The sequence below is a fragment of the Phytohabitans aurantiacus genome, assembly GCF_027923225.1.
In the GTDB taxonomy this organism is placed as follows: domain Bacteria; phylum Actinomycetota; class Actinomycetes; order Mycobacteriales; family Micromonosporaceae; genus Phytohabitans; species Phytohabitans aurantiacus.
In genome coordinates this window covers 234,793-252,491 of the sequence record NZ_BSDI01000013.1, presented here as the reverse complement: position 1 = coordinate 252,491, position 17,699 = coordinate 234,793, and the positions used below count along the sequence as shown (strand labels likewise).

Here is a 17,699-nt window from a genome sequence, read left to right as displayed (position 1 = left end):
AATCATCATCGGCGTCCCCTTCCAACCCGCAGTTCCGGGGACAATGCCCCCGGCGGAAGGCTAAGCCAAACGGGATGGGCGCAACAGGGGTCGCCGGGTCGGTTTACCAAGAAGGTCGCCGATCCGGGCGCTGGGAGCGCTCTACCCCCTACAACACGGTCAGGAGCTGGACTCACGATCTGTCGGATCAAGGACAGTGCCCGCGGACTCGACCACCCGCTCCTCTTGATCTTGCTGTTGCGGGAACCGGCCGGGGAGCCGGCGCAGGCGAGCGTTCATGTTCCGGATCAACAGCACAGTCGCGATCGCCAGCAGCACAATGATGAACAACCCCATGGGCCCAGCAAGGCCACCGGAGCGCGTGTCGCCGAAGTTGTTCTCCGCGAGCACCTGTGCAGCCGTCAGCATCACTCCACGGTACGCGCAGGCGGGCGGACCCCCGCGAACAGGTCGGTCTCCGGCACCGGGCTGTCGACGTGCGAGGTGACCAGCTCGAAGTCTTCGGTCGGCCAGATGCGCTGCTGGATCTCCAGTGGTGCCCGGAAGAAGAACCCGTCGGGGTCGACCTGGGTCGCGTGCGCCCGCAGCGCGTCGTCACGCAGCGGGAAGTAGGCGGCGCACTCGACGCGGGTGGTGATCCGGCCGCTCTTGTCGCGCCCGTCGTCTTCCCAGTGCTCCAGCATCTCCGCGTACGGCGATTCGAGGCCGGCCTCGATCATCCCCTCGTGCAGCGCCACGAACTTGGTCCGCGTGAACGTGTGCTGGTAATACAGCTTGGCTGGCTGCCAGGGCTCACCCATCTCGGGGAACTGCTCGGCGTCACCCGCCGCGTCGAACGCCACCATGCTGATCTTGTGACACATGATGTGGTCGGGGTGCGGGTAGCCGCCCTCTTCGTCGTACGTCAGCACCACGTGGGGACGGAACTCGCGCATCATCCGCACGAGCGGCGCCGCCGCGGCCTGCTCATCCTGGAGCGCGAAGCAGCCGTCGGGAAGCGGCGGTAGCGGGTCACCCTCGGGCAGGCCGGAGTCGACGAAGCCGAGCCACGCCTGGTCGACACCCAGGATCGCGCGGGCGGCGTCCATCTCCGCGCGGCGGATCTCGGCGATGTTTTCCCACACGTCGGGCCGGTCCATCTTGGGGTTGAGCACACTGCCCCGCTCGCCCCCCGTACACGTAACGACCAGCACGGACACGCCCTCGGCGACGTATTTCGCCATGGTGGCGGCGCCCTTGCTGGACTCGTCGTCCGGATGTGCGTGCACAGCCATCAGACGCAGTTGCTCAGACAACGAAAAACTCCCTCACGACCTGCCGGCTCCCCGTCGGTCACGTGCTGACAAGATGGGAACAGCAACGGACCCTCTGCCATTCTGGCCGATGCCCCCGACAACAGTCGCAGGAGATCCACCCGGTGACCGAGACGCACCCCACAACCACCGCCGGCGCCCCGGTGTTCCCGCCCGGCCGGTACGGCCGCCGGCGGGAGCCGCGTAGGCAGCGCCGGTGGTTGGTCGCGTTGCTGGTCACGGCCGTGGTCGCCGCTGGCGTCGGGCTCGCCATCCGGCTCTACCAGCAGTACGGCGATCCGTCGTACAACGCCCAGGTGACCAGCTACTCCGGCATCAGCGACACCGGTATCGACCTGGAATTTCGGGTCAACGTGCCGGAGGGCGGCAAGGCGCTCTGCGTACTGAGAGCCCGGTCGCGCGACGGCGCCGAGGTCGGCAAGGCAGAGGTACAGGTCGCCGCGTCAGCCGGTGATACCCGCCCGCTCACCCGATACCGGCTCGCGACCAGCGCACGCCCGGTGATCGGCGAAGTGGTGCGCTGCAGAGCCGCCGACTAGCGAATTGACCGGCGCGACTGACCCGGTTCAGCCGCCGAAAAAATCGCGTAATTCCGGTGGTGTCAGTCGCTGGTAAGTTGGTAGTTCTTATTTGTTTGCCCGTTAGCCCACCCGAGGAGATCGTCTGTGTCCACCACCGACCCCCAGGCGCAGGCCACCTGGCTGTCCCAGGACGCGCACGACCGCCTGAAGGCCGAGCTCGACGAACTGATCGCGGCCCGTCCGGCGATGGCCGCTGAGATCAACGCGCGACGCGAAGAAGGCGACCTGCGCGAAAACGGCGGATACCACGCTGCCCGGGAAGAGCAGGGCAAGGCCGAGATGCGGATCCGGCAGCTCCAGGAGCTGCTGCGCACCGCCCGCGTCGGCGAAGCCCCGAAGGCCGACAAGGTCGCGCCCGGCACCGTCGTGACCATCCATTTCGACGACGACACCGACGACACCGAGACATTCCTGCTCGGGTCCCGGGAGATCGCGGCCACCACCGATCTGACCGTCTACAGCCCAGAATCCGCCCTAGGACAGGCCATTCTCGGCGCACGGCCCGGCCAGACCGTGACTTACACCGCTCCCAGCGGTGCAGACATCAAGGTCACGGTGGTCGAGTTCAAGCCGTTCGGCGGCTAAGACGTTCGACGGATAGCGCGACACGCGCTTCCCTTGCGAGGATCGCCGTCGGCTCACGAACCGTGAGTCTCCTTCATGGGGAGGTAAACGAATGGCAGAGTCCGAAAAGTCCACCGTGGATCGCCGCCGGCTCCTGCGCCGCGCCGGCACGGTGGCTGCGGGCGTCGCGGGTGCTGGCGTTGCGGGTGCGGTGGCCGCAACGCCCGCCCAGGCAGCCCCGGGCGACCCGGTGGTGCAGGGCGCCACCAACAACGCGGGCACGGCGAGCACCACGGTCACGTCGAACAGCCCGACGGCTCCGACGCTCATCCTGTCCAACCCGAACGAGACGGGGCCCGAGGGTGGGGTCGCGGTCGGTCCGGCCGTCCAGCTCGTCCCGCACGGCAACTGGCTGAACGACGAGGCTCCGGCCGGCTCGATCGCAGCCGACGAGCTGGGTCTTCCCTGGGTGTCGGTGCAGTACCCGACGTTCACGTTCTCCCACGCGGTGCACACGACGTTCAACTCGAACACGATCGTGCCCATCAACCCGACCCGGGTCGTCGACACCCGCAACCTTGCCGGCCGTGCGCGGATCCTCAACGCGGCGGGCAACCTCGACAGCGCGGGCCGCCTGATCGCGGGCCGGTCGGTCAGCGTCGACCTGAGTGACATCGCGTTCTTCCCGACCGCGGTGCTGCTCACCGCTACCGTCACCGGGCAGGGTGCCGCAGGCTTCCTGACCGTGTGGCCGTACAACACGGCCCGGCCGACGGTGTCGAACGTCAACTACTCGCCGGGGCAGAACCTGTCGAACTTCGTGTTCAGCGGGTCCGGCTGGGACGACACGGCGGTCGCGTCCGGCCTGTCCGTCTTCAGCAGCCAGACCACGCACTTCCTCCTCGACGTGGTGGCGTTCGTGGTGGGCGACGGCTCGGTCAACCCGGAGTTCACGGTGACCGGTGCGACGGCCAGTTCGCAGAGCGCGGTAAGCAGCGCGGCAGCCGCCCGCGCGCAGCTGGTCAAGAAGACCAAGCCGAGCTGGCGGTAAGCAGATTCAGAAAGGCGCCCGTCGCGATTGCGACGGGCGCCTTTTGCTTGGCTATGCGGAGCGGAAAGTCACTTCGTATCCGTTGGCGCGCATCACGCCAATGAGCTTTTCGGCGTGTTCCGGGCCGCGCGTTTCGACGGAAAGCGCAACCTCTACTTCGCCCAGCCGCAACCGCGGACTCACCCGCTGATGCTGTACGTCCACCACATTCGCGCGGTGCTCGGCGATCAGGGCGAGCAGGGAAGCCAACTGCCCCGGCTGGTCGCCGCAGTGCACGGTGAACCGCAGGTACCGGCCAGCCGCCGTCAGCCCGTGCTCGATCACGCGCAGCAGCAGAAGCGGGTCGATGTTGCCGCCCGACAGCACGGCGACGGTGGGCGCCTCCGCCTTCACGGCGCCGGACATCAGAGCCGCCACCCCGACCGCGCCCGCTGGCTCCACGACCAGTTTGCCGCGCTCCAGCAGCATCAGCAGCGCCCGGGAGATGTCTTCCTCGGTCACCGTCACGACCTCGTCGACGAGCTTGCTCACGTGCGCGAACGTGTGCTCGCCCGGACAGCCCACCGCGATGCCGTCAGCGATCGTGTCCAGTTTCGGCAGCCGTACGGGTGTCCCTGCCCGCAGCGACGGCGGATACGCGGCCGCGCCCTCGGCCTGTACGCCGATCACGCGCACGTCTGGCCGGAGCGCCTTGGCGGCGACCGCGATACCGGAGAGCAGCCCGCCGCCGCCCAGCCCGGCCACGATCGTCTTGACGTCCGGGCACTGCTCGAGGATCTCCAGCGCCACCGTGCCCTGACCGGCGATCACGTCCGGGTGGTCGAAGGGGTGGATCAGCACAGCCCCCGTACGCTCAGCGAACTCGCGGGCGGCCACCAGCGCGTCGTCGACCGTGATGCCCGAGTACTCGATGCGTGCCCCGTAGCCCTTGGTAGCCGACACCTTCGGGATCGGCGCGCCCACCGGCATGAAGACCGTGGAGACGGCGCCGAGCAACCCGGCGGCGAGCGCGACGCCCTGGGCGTGGTTGCCGGCGCTGGCGGCGACCACGCCGCGGGCCCGCTCCTCCGGTGACAGCCGGGCGATGCGCACGTACGCCCCGCGCACCTTGTACGAGCCGGCGCGTTGCAGGTTTTCGCACTTGAGCCAGGCTGGACCCCCGATGGTCGCGGACAGCGGGCGGGACGGTTCGAGTGGCGTGGTCCGCACGACCCCGCTCAGCAGCTCTCGGGCGGCCTCGATGTCGCCCAAGGTCAGGAGCTCGCTCATTGCCCGATCGTCGCACCACCGGCTGACCGGCCCGCACGCGGCCACGTCGAGGCGTGCCGCTGCCAGGGCGCGATCATCTCGAACTGCCCCGCCACCGCCAGCAGCGTCAGCTCCGAACCGGGCGGCCCGACGATCTGCACCGCCACGGGCAACCCGTCGGGGCGCATGCCGACGGGTACGACCAGGGCGGGCAGCCCGGCGATGTTCCAGGGTGCGGCGTACGGCGCGTACCGGATGTTGGCGACCATGTTGGCTCGCCAGGACTTGCGCGACCAGCCGTCGGCGGCGATGGGTGCGCTCGCCAGCGCAGGGGTGATCATCAGGTCGACGCCGTGGTCGGAGAAGAAGCCGATGGACCGGTCGCGCCATCCCGCGCGATCCGCCTCCCGGACGTACCCCTTGCGTAGTGCCCACGCGCCGAGGGCGACGTGCCGGCGCGTCCGTGGCTGGAGGGTCTTTCGATCGAGGCCGGCGGCCTCGGCGTCGCGGCAAGCGGCCCCGAACCAGGTCGCGATGCCGCGCAGCCCGAGCGACGTCGGATACACCGGGTCGGCGGTGACGGCGTCGTGCCCGGCGGCGACCAGCAGGCGGGTCGCTTCGGCGACCGCGTCGAGGTTGGGCTTGTCGGGCCGCACGCCGCGGACCGGCGAACGCAGCGAGACGGCGACCTTGAGCCGCTGCGGCTCGACCAGCTTCTCCGGGCGGCGGCCGGCGAGCACCGCGAACCCGACCGCCGTGTCCGCCACAGTGGTGGCGAGGATGCCATGCTCGGTGAGGCCGTACCAGTCGTCGGCGCCAAGATTGCAGGGCACCACGCCGCGCCCCGGCTTGAGCCCGATCAGGCCGCAGCAGGCGGCGGGGATGCGGATCGAGCCGAGCCCGTCGTTGCCGTGGGCAAACGGCACGAGCCCGGCAGCGACCGCGGCCGCTGAGCCGCCCGATGAGCCACCGGCGGTGCGGTCGGTGCGCCACGGGTTGCGGGTCGTGCCCGACTCGTCGTCGGTCGTCGCCCACAGGCCAAGCTCGGGCATGCGGGTCACACCGAGCACCACCGCGCCCGCGCCCCGCAGCCTGCGAACCACCTCGTGGTCGTCTTCGGCCACCGGGCCGCGAGCCGCCGCCGAGCCGTTCCAGGTGGGCAGGCCGGCGACGGCCGTGTTCTCCTTGACCGCGACCGGCACGCCGGCCAGCGGCAGGTTGGCTAGGTCGTCCTGCTCGTCGACCTTTTCCGCCTCGACGATCGCCTCACCGCCGCGCACCACGCGAAACGCGGACAGCACCGCGTCGGCGGTCGCGATGTGGTCGAGATGGTCGGCGACCACCTGCGTCGCGGAGGCGTCGCCGCGCCGCACGGCACGCGCGATCTGCTTCGCGGTCGCGCCGACCCACGTCTCCTGCACGGGCCCCTCCCCTTGGGCTAGCCGAGCGCCTGCTCCAGATCCGCGAGAAGGTCGTCGGCGGTCTCGATGCCGACCGACAGTCGCACGAGATCCGAGGGAACTTCAAGCGGCGAGCCGGCAGCGCTCGCGTGTGTCATCTTGCCGGGGTGCTCGATGAGGGATTCGACCCCGCCGAGCGACTCCGCGAGCACGAAGAGCTTCGTCCGGTTGCAGACGTCGACAGCCGCCCCCTCGCCGCCCGCCGCGCGGAAGGAGATCATCCCGCCGAAGCGGCGCATCTGCTTCGCCGCGGTCTCGTGGCCGGGGTGGGTGGGCAGGCCCGGGTACAGGACCTGGGCGACCTTCGGGTGCCGCTGGAGATAGGCCGCGATGCGCTCGGCGTTGTCGCAGTGCCGATCCATGCGTACCCCGAGCGTCTTCACGCCGCGCAGGGTCAGCCACGCGTCGAAGGGGCCGTTGATGCCGCCCATGGCGTTCTGGTGGTACGCCAACTCGTCGCCCAACCCGGGGTCGGACACGACGAGCGCGCCACCGACCACATCGGAGTGACCGCCGATGTACTTCGTCGTCGAGTGCACCACGATGTCGGCGCCGTGTGCGAGCGGCTGCTGAAGGTACGGCGACGCGAACGTGTTGTCCACGACCAGAAGCGCGTCATTTTCGCGCGCGAGGCCGGCGAGCCCGGCGATGTCGGCGATGCCGAGCAGCGGGTTGGTGGGCGTCTCGACCCAGATGACCTTCGTCTTGTCGGTGACCGCTGCCCGCACCTGGTCGATGTCGGAGATGCGCGCGGCGGTCCAGCTCAGCCCCCAGCGCTCGGCCACCTTGGCGAACAGCCGGTAGGTGCCGCCGTACGCGTCGTCGGGGATCACCACGTGGTCGCCGGGCCGGCAGACGGTGCGCAGGAGCGTGTCTTCGGCCGAGAGCCCCGACGCGAACGTCAGCCCGCGCCGACCGCCCTCCAGGGCGGCCAGGCACTCCTGCAGCGCGTCGCGGGTCGGGTTGCCCGAGCGCGCGTACTCGTAGCCGAGCCGCGGCTCGCCGACCGCGTCCTGCGCGAACGTGCTGGTCTGGAAGATCGGCGGCACCACCGCGCCGGTGCGCGCCTCCGGCTCCTGGCCGGCGTGGATGGCGAGCGTGTCGAACCCGTACGTCATTAGGTCGAGGCTAGTCCTCCCCCAGCCGACCCTCGCACTCGCCGCGCAGGCTCTACCCTTCCCGGATGGCTCAATGCTTGTTCTGTGGCATCGTCGCAGGCTCGGTACCCGGGTTCGTGGTCGCCGACGAGCCCGGCGGGTTCGCGTTCCTGGACACCAGGCCGGTCTTCAAGGGCCACGTCCTGGTCGTGCCGCGCACGCACGTCGCCGTCCTCGGCGACCTGCCCACCGGCGACCTGGAGCCCTACTTCGGCCTGGTGCGCCGCCTGTCACTCGCCGTCGAGGCCGGCCTCGGTGCGGGCGGGACCTTCGTCGCCATGAACAACAAGGTGTCGCAGTCCGTGCCGCACCTCCACACCCACGTGGTACCGCGGACGAAAGGCGACGGCCTCCGCGGTTTCTTCTGGCCCCGGACGCGGTACACGTCTGATGATGAGGCCAGCCTGTACGCCGAGAAGATCGCCGCAGCGCTCGGGTAAGGCTTGGGCGGCCCTTGGCGTTACCCATGTCGGAGGTGTCAACCCGTGTTCCTACGACGCGTGAAAATCGACCTACCCACCCCCGACCAGGCCCTACCCGGCCGCACCACCGAGATGCCGGTGGCCGCGCGCCACACCGTCCTCGGCACCCCGCTGACCGGCCCCTGGCCCGCCGGCGCCGAGGTGGCGGTCTTCGGGATGGGCTGCTTCTGGGGCGCTGAGCGACTCTTCTGGCGCCTGCCCGGCGTGATATCCACGTCGGTGGGCTACGCCGGTGGCAGCACCCCGAACCCGACCTACGAGGAGGTCTGCTCCGGCCTCACCGGCCACGCCGAGGTGGTCCAGGTGGTGTACGACCCGGCGAAAATCGGGTACGAGCAGCTGCTCAAGGTCTTCTGGGAGAACCACGACCCGACCCAGGGCATGCGCCAGGGCAACGACGTCGGCACCCAGTACCGCTCGACCATCTACACCACGTCCGACGCTCAGGCGAAGGTGGCGGAGGCGTCCCGCGAGGCGTTCGCGCCGGTGGTGCGAGCGGCCGGGCGCGACGAGATCACCACCGAGATCGAGCCCCTGCGGGAGTACTACTTCGCGGAGGATTACCACCAGCAGTACCTTTCCGACGCAAAAAACCCGAACGGGTACTGCAACCACGGCCCCAACGGCATGACCTGCCCAATCGGCGTAGCCCGCGCCTGATCCGGCTCTGCGGTGCACGCGCGGCGCATTCCGGCCGCGTCGATCAAGGCCATGTGCATGGATCAAGGGCGAAAACACGCGGAAAAGAGATCGAACCATGTGCATTCGCCCTTGATCGGCGCGGACAGGCGGCGGGGACCGGGCGGCGCGGACGGGCGGCGCAGCGGGCGGTGGGGAGCGGGGAAATTGGCGTTGCCGATCTCCTCGCGTAGTGGATAGCGTGGCGGTACACGGGAAGGGAGGTGGTCCGGCTTTGTGTAGCTATAGGACTCGTGAGGTGGCTGTCCGCTAGCCGCTGTCCTTGACACAGCACGTCGTCGAGACCGTGTGACAGCGGTGCGGCGAAACCAAGTCAGACACCCGACCCCCGGGGTTCCGGCCTAGTCCAGCCGGTCCACGCACAAGCGTGGGAGCCCCGGGGGTTGTCTAATATCTGGCGTGCGTGAGCTGATCATCCTCGGCACGGCGAGCCAGGTGCCGACCCGTCAACGGAACCACAACGGGTACCTCCTGCGCTGGGATGACCAGGGGATTCTTTTCGACCCGGGTGAGGGTACGCAGAGGCAGATGCTGCGGGCGGGCGTGGCCGCCAGCGACATCACCCGGATCTGCGTCACTCACTTCCACGGCGATCACAGCCTGGGCCTGCCGGGCGTCATCCAGCGGCTGTCGCTCGACCGGGTGCCGCACACCGTCACCGCGCACTTTCCCGCCAGCGGCACCGGGTTCTTCAGGGCGCTGCGGCACGCCACCAGTTTCTACGAGACCGCTGACGTACGCGAGCAGCCAATCACCACAGACGGGCCGATTCCGGGCACCACCATGGAAGCGCGGCGGCTGCGCCATCCGATCGAGACCTACGGGTACCGGCTGATCGAACCCGACGGCCGCCGCATGCTGCCCGACAAGCTGGCCGCCCACGGCATCTCCGGCCCGGCGGTGGGTGAGCTCATTCGTGCCGGACATCTCCGCGGGGTGACGCTCGCCGAGGTCAGCGCCCCGCGCCCCGGGCAGCGCTTCGCGTTCGTGATGGACACGGGCCTCTGCGACAACGTCTACGCGCTCGCCGAAGGCGCGGACCTGCTGATCATCGAGGCGACCTTCCGGTCGCAGGACGCCGCGACCGCCGCGCAGGCCGGCCACCTGACCGCGGCGCAGGCGGCGCGCGTGGCGGCGGAGTCCGGGGTACGCCGGCTGGTGCTGACGCACTTCAGCCAGCGGTACGACGATCCGGCGGGCTTCGCCGCGGAGGCGCGCGAGCACTTCGACGGCGAGCTGGTCATCGCCGAAGATCTCATGCGGGTACCCGTGCCGCCGCGGCTACCCTCGACGGCGTGACCGTCATGATCCGAGCCGGTGCCGAAGACGACCTACCCGCGGTCGGTGAGCTGCATTTCCGGTCGAGGCTGACGGCGTACTCGGGTTTCATCCCGGTCGACGATCTCACCGCCATGCCAGCGAACGCGATGGTCGACTACTGGGTCGAGCGATGGCGGTACGAGAAAGACAATTACCAGCTCACGGTGGCCGAGGCGGGCGGGGTGGTCGTCGGGTTCACCTATCTTGGGCCCGACGAGGAGCCGGATACGGGCATCCTGAACGCCATCCACGTCGACCCTGATCGGCTGGGCAGCGGCGTGGGCAAGCTGCTGATGCGCGACGCTCTCGCGAAGCTGGCCGCGAGCGGCTGGCGCCGGGCGGTGCTGTGGGTGCTCACCGGCAACGCGCGGGCCCGGCACTTTTACGAGCGGGGCGGCTGGGCGCCAGAGGGTGTCGAGCGCGACGAGCACATCGGCTCGGCGCTCGTGCGGCAGATGCGGTACGCCCGGCCACTGCCGTAGAACGGAAACTGGCCGGGCGAGAGTACGTGATCGATGCATGCGGGGGAACCGGCGATCACGTACTCTCGCCCGCCATACCCACCCAAACCGGGGGAACGCCTGGCCGGAGGCGTCGGACCAGCGGAGGCATGCTGGCCACCGGACTGCTGGGTGGGTGTTTCGCGGGTCGCCACGGTGCTGGCGGGGCACCGGGGCGTCACCGCCGAATATGGGTCATGGTTGGTCGAAGGAGCCTCGGTTCGCAGGGGCATGTCGCTCCCGCCACCGGCCTCCACCGGGTCTCTCGCGCCAGCTGGGCAGTGCGCGTAGCCCGTTGAGGTCGTGCCGAGCCGTCCATGCCTCGCGCCAGGGCCGGCGGGATGCCGCCTCGGCACGCTCGGCGAGTCTCCTGGGCGGGCACGGCCACTCCGAGCCGCACCAGACACACTCACCGGCCTGGTTGGGTTGTGCGTGCCGCCCGAGCATGTACTGCGCGTCCCGCCACAACAGGCGGTCCACCACGTCGGCCGGCTCAGTCTGGTCCACGCTGACCATCCGTTCCCCCTTTCGGGAGCTACGACTAGTCAACCGGCCGGCGCCTGACCGCAACCGGACAGGATGTGCGACTCCCCGAAATTTCCACTTTTGAGTGGGGCGATAATGAGTCATGGGCGACACGCCGTTGTTGCGCCGCGTACGCGAAGCGGTCATCGGTGACGACCAGGTGATGTGGGGTCCGTACGGTCCGCGCCGCGTGACGTACGCCGATTACACCGCGTCCGGACGCGCTCTCAGCTTCATCGAAGAGTTCATTCGCGACGAGGTGCTGCCACGATACGCCAACACGCACACCGAATCGTCCGGCACCGGACTACAGACCACCCGCCTACGCGAAGACGCCCGGACGATGATCCGCGACTGCGTGGGCGGTGACGAGAACACCGTCGTCATCTTCGCCGGATCGGGTGCCACCGGTGCGATCGACAAGCTCATTTCGGTACTCGGCCTGCGGCTGCCGGCGGCGCTCGACGACGCCTATGGCCTCCGCGACCAGATCCCGCCGCACGAACGTCCAGTGGTCTTTATCGGACCGTACGAGCATCACTCGAACGACCTGCCGTGGCGCGAATCGATCGCGGATCTCGTGCTGATTCCCGAAGATCACGACGGCCATGTCGATCAGGACGCGCTGGAGGCGGCGCTGATCCGGTACGCGGACCGGCCCTTGAAGATCGGGTCCTTTTCGGCCGCGTCGAACGTCACCGGCATCCTCACCGACACCGACGCGATCGCCGCGCTGCTACACCGGCACGGCGCGCTGTCGTTCTGGGACTACGCGGCCGCCGGCCCGTACGTCGACATCCGCATCGACGGCAAGGACGCGATCTTCCTGTCGCCGCACAAGTTCGTGGGCGGGCCGGGCACGCCGGGCGTGCTGGTGGTGCGGCGTGAGCTGCTGCGTAACCGGGTGCCGACGGTGCCGGGAGGCGGCACGGTCGACTATGTCAACGCGTACGAGCACCACTACCTCACCGACCCGGCGCACCGGGAAGAGGGCGGCACGCCTGCGATCGTCGAGTCCATCCGCGCCGGCCTCGTTTTTCAGCTCAAGCGGGCCGTCGGGACGGACGTGATCCGCGAGCAGGAGGAGCAGTTCCTGCGCCGGGCGGTCACGATCTGGAGCGCGAATCCGGCCATCCAGATCCTCGGCAACCTGACCGCTGACCGGCTCTCGATCCTCTCCTTCGTGATACGCCGCCCGAACGGCCGCGGCCTGCACCACAACTTCGTCGTGGCCGTGCTCAACGACCTGTTCGGCATCCAGTCGCGCGGCGGCTGCTCATGTGCGGGACCGTACGGACACCGGCTGCTGGGCGTCGACCTGGAGCTCTCGCACCGGTACGAGGCGGAGATCGTCGCGGGCTGCGAGGGAATCAAGCCCGGGTGGGTACGGGTCAGCTTCAACTACTTCCTGACCGACGTGGTGTGCGGGTACCTGATCGACGCCGTGGACCTCGTCGCCTCCCACGGGTGGAAACTCCTACCGGAGTACCGGTTCGACCCGCACACAGCGCTGTGGCGGCACCGCGCAGGCGTCGTGGAGCCACCGCTGCGGCTCGGCCAGCTCCGGTACGACGAGGATGGCCGGCTGTCCTGGCCCTGCCACCACGAACGGGCCGACGAGGACGCGCTCGCCGGCTATCTGGCGTACGCCCGCGACCTGCTGCTCAGCCTGCCCGAGCCGGATCTCGACGGGCACCCGGGCGAGGCGGTGTCACCGCACTTCGAAGAGCTGCGCTGGTTCGAGCTGCCGGCGTGTTCGCTCACAGCGGATCCGGACATTGACCGGCGTCCGGCCGCGTTCCGGAGGTCATGAGTACCGAACAGGACGTCTTCGACGCGTACTCCCAGGTGGTCACCACCGTCGCCGAGAAGGTTCTGCCCAGCGTGGCCGCTCTCGCGGTACGCACGGCCCGCGGCGCGGGCGCCGGATCGGCCGTGACCTTCACCGACGATGGGTTCCTGCTCACCAGCGCACACGTGGTCGCCGGCGCCACGGGTGGCACGGCCACATTCGGCGACGGCCTGGAAACCCGGTTCGACGTGGTCGGCGCGGACCCGCTCTCCGACCTCGCTGTCCTCCGGGTACGCGCAACCGGCGCCCCGCCCGCCGAGCTCGGCGACGCCGACCGGCTGCGGATCGGGCAGCTCGTGGTGGCGGTAGGCAACCCGATGGGCCTGGCCGGCTCGGTGACCGCCGGCGTCGTGTCCGGCCTTGGCCGCTCCATCCCGGCCCGCGACGGCCGCAACGTGCGCCTCATCGACGACGTGATCCAGACCGACGCCGCCCTCAACCCGGGCAACTCCGGCGGCGCACTCGCCAACTCCAACGGCTGGGTGATCGGCGTCAACACGGCCGTCGCCGGGTACGGGCTCGGGCTCGCCGTGCCGATCAACCCGAACACTCGCCAGATCATCGGCGAACTGGTGTCGACCGGCCGGGTACGGCGTGCCTGGCTGGGCGTGGCGGGCGTACCCATTCCGCTGCCGCCCCCGATCGCCGAGCGGCTGGAGCAGAAGATGGGCCTGCGCGTCGTGGAGGTCGTACCCGGCAGCCCGGCCGGCGTAGCGGGCATCTACCTGGGCGACGTGATCATCTCCGCGGGCGGGCGCCCGGTGTCGAACGTGCAGGCGCTCCAGCGCCTGATGCTAGGCCCGGCAATCGGCACCCGCATGCCCGTAACGCTCCTCCGCCGCGGCGCCTTAGTAGACGTAGTGACCGTCCCCGCCGAACTGAACTAACTCCCCACGGCGAGCCCACCCACCCCTACTCCCACCCTTCCCGCCCCCGCCCTCGCCCCCCGGCCCCGCACCGCCCCCGCGCCCCGCCCCGCGCCGCACTCGGCCCCGCGCCGCCAGCCCGCCGATCAAGAAGCCCTGGCCCTCCGGGCCACCCACAGGTGGGCGAAAGAGAGGCAACCCAGCCCGCGCCCGTCCTCTCCCCGGCGCCACCGCCCGCCCATGACGGCGTGTCGCCACGCCCCACACACGCCGATCAAGGGCGAACGCACGCGGTTGGATCTCTTCTCCGCACGCGTCGGCCCCCAAGCCAGCCCAGCACGGCGTGTCGCCACGCCGAGCACGCCGATCAAGGGCGAACGCACGCGGTTGGATCTCATTTCCACGTGCATTCGCCCTTGATCGATGAGATCGGCCTTGATCGCCGTCGCGCCACGTTTCGCCGCGCTGCCCGTAATGGCGGCGACGAAGGCCGCGATTCGCGGCCACACATTGCGAAGCACGAGACCTTGGCGCTGGACCGTCGCTATGGCGACGGTCCAGCTCCAAGATCTGACCGCGTGCGTGGCTTGGTGGGGTGAGCTGGGATCTTGCGCCCCACCAAGCCGGATATATCCGGACGCAGATCCCAGCCTGCCCTACCAAGCCACGCTGCGGACTCCGCGCGGGGCGCGCAGGCCGGCCCGGGCCCGGCGCGGGGCGCTACAGCGCGGAACCACCGCCGATCAAGGGCAATCGCAAGGATCAAGGGCGAATGCACGCGGTTTGGCGATCCAACCACGTGCATTCGCCCTTGATCGACGAAAGCCGGCGCGCGCGGTGCGCACAGCGCGCAGGACACGCGCGGTGCGCACGGCGCGCAGGGCACGCGCGGTGCGCACGGCGCGCAGGACACGCGCGGTGCGCACGGCGCCCGCAGTGCCCACCGCGCGCGGCGGGCGCGGGCGCGGTTACACCCGTGTCAGGCGAGCTTCTTGGCGAGGTTCTGGTCCAGGGCGTTCATGAACTCGTCGGTCGTCAGCCACGGCGCGTCACGCGAGATCAGCAGCGCCAAGTCCTTCGTCATCTGGCCGCCCTCGACGGTCTCGACGCAGACCTGCTCCAGCTTCTCCGCGAACTCCGTCACCGCCGGCGTCCCGTCGACCTTGCCGCGGTGCGCCAGGCCCCGCGTCCACGCGAAGATCGACGCGATCGGGTTGGTCGAGGTCTTCTCGCCCTTCTGCCACTGCCGGTAGTGCCGGGTGACCGTGCCGTGCGCCGCCTCCGCCTCGACGGTCTTGCCGTCGGGAGCCATGAGCACCGAGGTCATCAGGCCGAGCGACCCGTAGCCCTGCGCCACCGTGTCGGACTGCACGTCACCGTCGTAGTTCTTGCACGCCCAGACGAAGCCGCCCTCCCACTTGAGCGCGGCGGCCACCATGTCGTCGATCAGCCGGTGCTCGTACGTGATGCCGGCGGCGGCGAACTCCGAGGCGAACTCGTTTTCGAATACCTCGGCGAACAGGTCCTTGAAGCGCCCGTCATACGCCTTGAGGATCGTGTTCTTCGTCGACAGGTACACCGGGTAGCCGCGGTCGAGGCCGTACCGGAACGAGGCGCGCGCGAAGTCGCGAATCGACTCGTCGAAGTTGTACATGCCCATGGCCACGCCGCCACCGGGGAAGTTGGCGACCTCCAACTCGACCGGCGCCGAGCCGTCCTGCGGGGTGTACGTGATGGTGACCGTGCCGGGGCCGGGCACCACGAAGTCGGTGGCCTTGTACTGGTCGCCGTGCGCGTGACGGCCGATGATGATCGGCTTGGTCCAGCCGGGCACCAGCCGGGGCACGTTCGACATGATGATCGGCTCGCGGAAGACCACGCCACCGAGGATGTTACGGATGGTGCCGTTGGGCGAGCGCCACATCTTCTTCAGGCCGAACTCCTCGACCCGCGCCTCGTCCGGCGTGATGGTGGCGCACTTGACGCCCACGCCGTGGCGCTTGATGGCGTTGGCGGCGTCGACGGTGACCTGGTCGTCGGTCTCGTCGCGGTGCTGGATCGAGAGGTCGTAGTACTCCAGCTCGACGTCGAGGTAAGGCAGGATCAGCTGCTCCCGGATCTGCTTCCAGATGATCCGGGTCATCTCGTCGCCGTCGAGCTCGACGACTGGGTTGTTCACCTTGATCTTCGCCATCGCGCCGGCGCTCCTCTCGCGGGAATTCATTAAGCAGTACGAGCGTACTGCACAGCCTAGACTCCTCTGCATGCCGCTCACTCACACCCTCGGCGACGTCACAGTCATCGCGCTCAGCGACGGCGAAGGCCCGTTCTTTTTGCCCCGGAAAAAGGCGTTTCCGCAGGCGACCGACGAGCACTGGCGGCTCGCCGACGAGCGCTATCCGGGTGCGGTCACGCCGGACGGGGAGTGGCTGCTGCGCTTCCGGTGCTTCGCGATCCGCCGCGACGACGATGTGATCCTCGTCGACACCGGCATCGGCCCGGCCAACTCACCAGCGGCGAACTGGGCGCCGGTACCCGGACGCCTCCCCGACGAGCTGGCCGCCGCCGGCATCGACCCCGCCGATGTGCGCACCGTCGTCCTCACGCACCTGCACACCGATCATTGCGGCTGGGCGGTCGTCGACACGCCCTACTTCCCCAACGCCGAGTACCTGCTGCAGCGTGCCGACGCCGACGCGGTCGACGAGCTGAACCCGGCGCTGCGCGAACGGCTCCTCGCCCCGCTGGCCGACGCCGGCCAGTTACGGCTCGTCGAGGGAGAAACGAAGATCCGACCCGGCGTCACGGCCGTCCACACACCCGGCCACACGCCGGGCCACCAGGCCGTTTTGATCGAGTACGCGGACAAGCCGACCCTCATCACCGGTGATCTTTTGGTGCACGCCGTCCAGATCGTGGCACCCGACTTGGCGTACACCTTCGAGATGGACCCGGGTGCGGCGCGCGAGTCGCGCGCGAACCTGATCGCCCCCGGCGTCGTGCTGGCGAGCGCCCACCTCCCGGAACCCTTTACCCCCATCTCGTGATCAGGGCGTCCCTCAAGTCGTTCTAGCGACTTCAGGGACGCCCTGATCATGGGAGTGTCAGAGGTTGGCTACGTCGGCCTGCTTGCTGCGGACGGCCTCGGCGGCCTCCTTGAGAGCGGCCAGCTCGGACTCGGTCAGGTCGGTCTCGACGACCCGGTTGACGCCCTCGGCACCGATGGCCGCCTCGACGCCCAGGTAGACGCCCGAGATGCCGTACTCGCCGTCGACCCACGCGCAGACCGGCAGCACCGCGCCGGAGTCCTCGGCGACCGCGCGCGCCATGCGAGCCGCGGCGGCGGACGGGGCGTAGTACGCCGATCCGGTCTTCAGCAGCCCAACCACCTCGGCGCCGCCGTTACGGGTGCGGACGACGAGCTCCTCGATCTTCTCGGCGGGCAGCAGCTCCGACAGCGGCTTGCCGTCGACCGTGCACTGCGAGGGCACCGGCACCATCGTGTCGCCGTGCGAGCCCAGGGTCAGCGTGCGTACCGAGGCCACCGGTACCGCCAGCGTCTCGGCCACGAAGTGGCTGAACCGGGCGGTGTCGAGCATGCCGGCCTGGCCGAGGACCCGCTGCTTCGGGAACTGGGTGGCGATCTGGGCGAGCGCGGTCATCTCGTCGAGCGGGTTCGAGACGACGATGACGACGGCGTTCGGCGCGTACTTGGCGACGTTCTCCGCCACCTGCCGGACGATCTTGGCGTTGACGCCGAGGAGGTCCATGCGGCTCATGCCCGGCTTGCGGGGCAGGCCAGCGGTGATGACGACGATGTCCGAGCCCTCGATCGCCTCGTAGCCCTCGCCGTTGGGGCCGGTGGTCTGGCCGACGACCTTGGTCTCGAAGCCCTCGATCGGCCGGGACTGGTTCATGTCCAGCGCCAGGCCCTCCGGCTTGCCGTCCACGATGTCCGTGAGCACGACCGTGTCGAAGACGTCGTACTCGGCCAGGCGCTGCGCGGTCGTCGAGCCGTAGAAGCCGGCGCCGACGACGGTGACCTTCTTGCCCATGGTCGTCTCACTCTCTGAAACCGGTC

Annotated in this window: 18 protein-coding genes; 10 read left to right on the top strand and 8 right to left on the bottom strand. The window is 69.5% G+C overall.

Annotated features, from left to right (window positions below):
• Positions 1-159 precede the first annotated feature (159 nt).
• Both QMG73_RS16680 and mca read right to left on the bottom strand, forming a co-directional pair.
• The gene (locus QMG73_RS16680) at positions 160-408 is read right to left on the bottom strand and encodes a hypothetical protein (RefSeq protein WP_281896485.1); all 249 of its coding nucleotides are present in this window, start codon (positions 406-408) and stop codon (positions 160-162) included.
• Positions 408-1,274 carry a mycothiol conjugate amidase Mca gene (gene mca, locus QMG73_RS16675; RefSeq protein ID WP_281896620.1) on the bottom strand — a complete coding sequence of 289 codons (867 nt, stop codon included), beginning with the start codon at positions 1,272-1,274 and terminating at the stop codon, positions 408-410. Before mca ends, QMG73_RS16680 begins: the two co-directional genes overlap by 1 nt.
• A gap of 143 nt (positions 1,275-1,417) precedes the next feature.
• Between mca and QMG73_RS16670 the strand changes: the two genes are divergently transcribed.
• From QMG73_RS16670 to QMG73_RS16660, 3 genes are all read left to right on the top strand, one after another.
• Entirely contained in the window at positions 1,418-1,852 is a 435-nt protein-coding gene (locus QMG73_RS16670) for a DUF4307 domain-containing protein (protein ID WP_281896484.1), read from the top strand.
• A gap of 126 nt (positions 1,853-1,978) precedes the next feature.
• On the top strand, positions 1,979-2,479 hold the full coding sequence (gene greA / locus QMG73_RS16665) for a transcription elongation factor GreA (protein ID WP_281896483.1): 501 nt from the start codon (positions 1,979-1,981) through the stop codon (positions 2,477-2,479).
• Positions 2,480-2,570: 91 nt separating this feature from the next.
• Positions 2,571-3,509, top strand: a complete 939-nt coding sequence (locus QMG73_RS16660; protein WP_281896481.1) for a hypothetical protein — start codon at positions 2,571-2,573, stop codon at positions 3,507-3,509.
• 51 nt (positions 3,510-3,560) lie between these two features.
• Here the strand turns inward: QMG73_RS16660 and ilvA are convergent, their stop codons facing one another.
• The 3 genes from ilvA to QMG73_RS16645 are packed head-to-tail and all read right to left on the bottom strand — an operon-like array spanning position 3,561 to position 7,335.
• The gene (gene ilvA, locus QMG73_RS16655) at positions 3,561-4,778 is read right to left on the bottom strand and encodes a threonine ammonia-lyase (RefSeq protein ID WP_281896480.1); all 1,218 of its coding nucleotides are present in this window, start codon (positions 4,776-4,778) and stop codon (positions 3,561-3,563) included.
• Complete coding sequence (locus QMG73_RS16650; protein WP_281896479.1) at positions 4,775-6,178, bottom strand: amidase; 1,404 nt, start codon at positions 6,176-6,178, stop codon at positions 4,775-4,777. The genes ilvA and QMG73_RS16650 overlap by 4 nt, the downstream gene beginning before the upstream one ends.
• A 17-nt stretch (positions 6,179-6,195) precedes the next feature.
• Positions 6,196-7,335, bottom strand: coding sequence for a cystathionine gamma-synthase (locus tag QMG73_RS16645; RefSeq protein WP_281896478.1), 1,140 nt, complete (start codon positions 7,333-7,335; stop codon positions 6,196-6,198).
• A 65-nt stretch (positions 7,336-7,400) separates the two neighbouring features.
• Between QMG73_RS16645 and QMG73_RS16640 the strand changes: the two genes are divergently transcribed.
• The 4 genes from QMG73_RS16640 to QMG73_RS16625 all read left to right on the top strand — a co-directional run bounded on the left by QMG73_RS16640 (position 7,401) and on the right by QMG73_RS16625 (position 10,357).
• Entirely contained in the window at positions 7,401-7,814 is a 414-nt protein-coding gene (locus tag QMG73_RS16640) for an HIT family protein (protein WP_281896477.1), read from the top strand.
• A gap of 45 nt (positions 7,815-7,859) precedes the next feature.
• Positions 7,860-8,516 (top strand): peptide-methionine (S)-S-oxide reductase MsrA, encoded by a 657-nt coding sequence (gene msrA / locus QMG73_RS16635; protein WP_281896476.1) that lies wholly within the window; start codon positions 7,860-7,862, stop codon positions 8,514-8,516.
• A gap of 438 nt (positions 8,517-8,954) precedes the next feature.
• Positions 8,955-9,854, top strand: coding sequence for a ribonuclease Z (locus QMG73_RS16630; RefSeq protein WP_281896475.1), 900 nt, complete (start codon positions 8,955-8,957; stop codon positions 9,852-9,854).
• Positions 9,855-9,859: 5 nt separating this feature from the next.
• Complete coding sequence (locus QMG73_RS16625; RefSeq protein ID WP_281896619.1) at positions 9,860-10,357, top strand: GNAT family N-acetyltransferase; 498 nt, start codon at positions 9,860-9,862, stop codon at positions 10,355-10,357.
• A 213-nt stretch (positions 10,358-10,570) separates the two neighbouring features.
• Here QMG73_RS16625 and QMG73_RS16620 read toward each other — a convergent pair whose 3' ends face one another.
• Complete coding sequence (locus tag QMG73_RS16620; protein ID WP_281896474.1) at positions 10,571-10,891, bottom strand: hypothetical protein; 321 nt, start codon at positions 10,889-10,891, stop codon at positions 10,571-10,573.
• A 112-nt stretch (positions 10,892-11,003) separates the two neighbouring features.
• Here QMG73_RS16620 and QMG73_RS16615 point away from each other — a divergent pair, with 112 nt between their 5' ends.
• Entirely contained in the window at positions 11,004-12,713 is a 1,710-nt protein-coding gene (locus QMG73_RS16615; RefSeq protein ID WP_281896473.1) for an aminotransferase class V-fold PLP-dependent enzyme, read from the top strand.
• On the top strand, positions 12,710-13,639 hold the full coding sequence (locus tag QMG73_RS16610) for a S1C family serine protease (protein WP_281896472.1): 930 nt from the start codon (positions 12,710-12,712) through the stop codon (positions 13,637-13,639). Before QMG73_RS16615 ends, QMG73_RS16610 begins: the two co-directional genes overlap by 4 nt.
• A 958-nt stretch (positions 13,640-14,597) precedes the next feature.
• On the opposite strand, the gene QMG73_RS16605 is transcribed toward QMG73_RS16610, so the two are convergent.
• Entirely contained in the window at positions 14,598-15,812 is a 1,215-nt protein-coding gene (locus tag QMG73_RS16605) for an NADP-dependent isocitrate dehydrogenase (RefSeq protein ID WP_281896471.1), read from the bottom strand.
• Between the two features lie 70 nt (positions 15,813-15,882).
• Between QMG73_RS16605 and QMG73_RS16600 the strand changes: the two genes are divergently transcribed.
• The gene (locus QMG73_RS16600) at positions 15,883-16,665 is read left to right on the top strand and encodes an MBL fold metallo-hydrolase (RefSeq protein WP_281896470.1); all 783 of its coding nucleotides are present in this window, start codon (positions 15,883-15,885) and stop codon (positions 16,663-16,665) included.
• A gap of 57 nt (positions 16,666-16,722) precedes the next feature.
• On the opposite strand, the gene mdh is transcribed toward QMG73_RS16600, so the two are convergent.
• Positions 16,723-17,673 (bottom strand): malate dehydrogenase, encoded by a 951-nt coding sequence (gene mdh / locus QMG73_RS16595; RefSeq protein WP_281896468.1) that lies wholly within the window; start codon positions 17,671-17,673, stop codon positions 16,723-16,725.
• Positions 17,674-17,699: the final 26 nt, after the last annotated feature.

Coding starts and splice junctions, on each gene's coding strand:
- QMG73_RS16680 (WP_281896485.1), bottom strand. CDS start 408: ATGCTGACGGCTGCACAGGTGCTCGCGGAGAACAACTTCGGCGACACG.
- mca (WP_281896620.1), bottom strand. CDS start 1,274: ATGGCTGTGCACGCACATCCGGACGACGAGTCCAGCAAGGGCGCCGCC.
- QMG73_RS16660 (WP_281896481.1), top strand. CDS start 2,571: ATGGCAGAGTCCGAAAAGTCCACCGTGGATCGCCGCCGGCTCCTGCGC.
- ilvA (WP_281896480.1), bottom strand. CDS start 4,778: ATGAGCGAGCTCCTGACCTTGGGCGACATCGAGGCCGCCCGAGAGCTG.
- QMG73_RS16645 (WP_281896478.1), bottom strand. CDS start 7,335: ATGACGTACGGGTTCGACACGCTCGCCATCCACGCCGGCCAGGAGCCG.
- QMG73_RS16640 (WP_281896477.1), top strand. CDS start 7,401: ATGGCTCAATGCTTGTTCTGTGGCATCGTCGCAGGCTCGGTACCCGGG.
- QMG73_RS16625 (WP_281896619.1), top strand. CDS start 9,860: ATGATCCGAGCCGGTGCCGAAGACGACCTACCCGCGGTCGGTGAGCTG.
- QMG73_RS16620 (WP_281896474.1), bottom strand. CDS start 10,891: ATGGTCAGCGTGGACCAGACTGAGCCGGCCGACGTGGTGGACCGCCTG.
- QMG73_RS16615 (WP_281896473.1), top strand. CDS start 11,004: ATGGGCGACACGCCGTTGTTGCGCCGCGTACGCGAAGCGGTCATCGGT.
- QMG73_RS16610 (WP_281896472.1), top strand. CDS start 12,710: ATGAGTACCGAACAGGACGTCTTCGACGCGTACTCCCAGGTGGTCACC.
- QMG73_RS16605 (WP_281896471.1), bottom strand. CDS start 15,812: ATGGCGAAGATCAAGGTGAACAACCCAGTCGTCGAGCTCGACGGCGAC.
- QMG73_RS16600 (WP_281896470.1), top strand. CDS start 15,883: ATGCCGCTCACTCACACCCTCGGCGACGTCACAGTCATCGCGCTCAGC.
- mdh (WP_281896468.1), bottom strand. CDS start 17,673: ATGGGCAAGAAGGTCACCGTCGTCGGCGCCGGCTTCTACGGCTCGACG.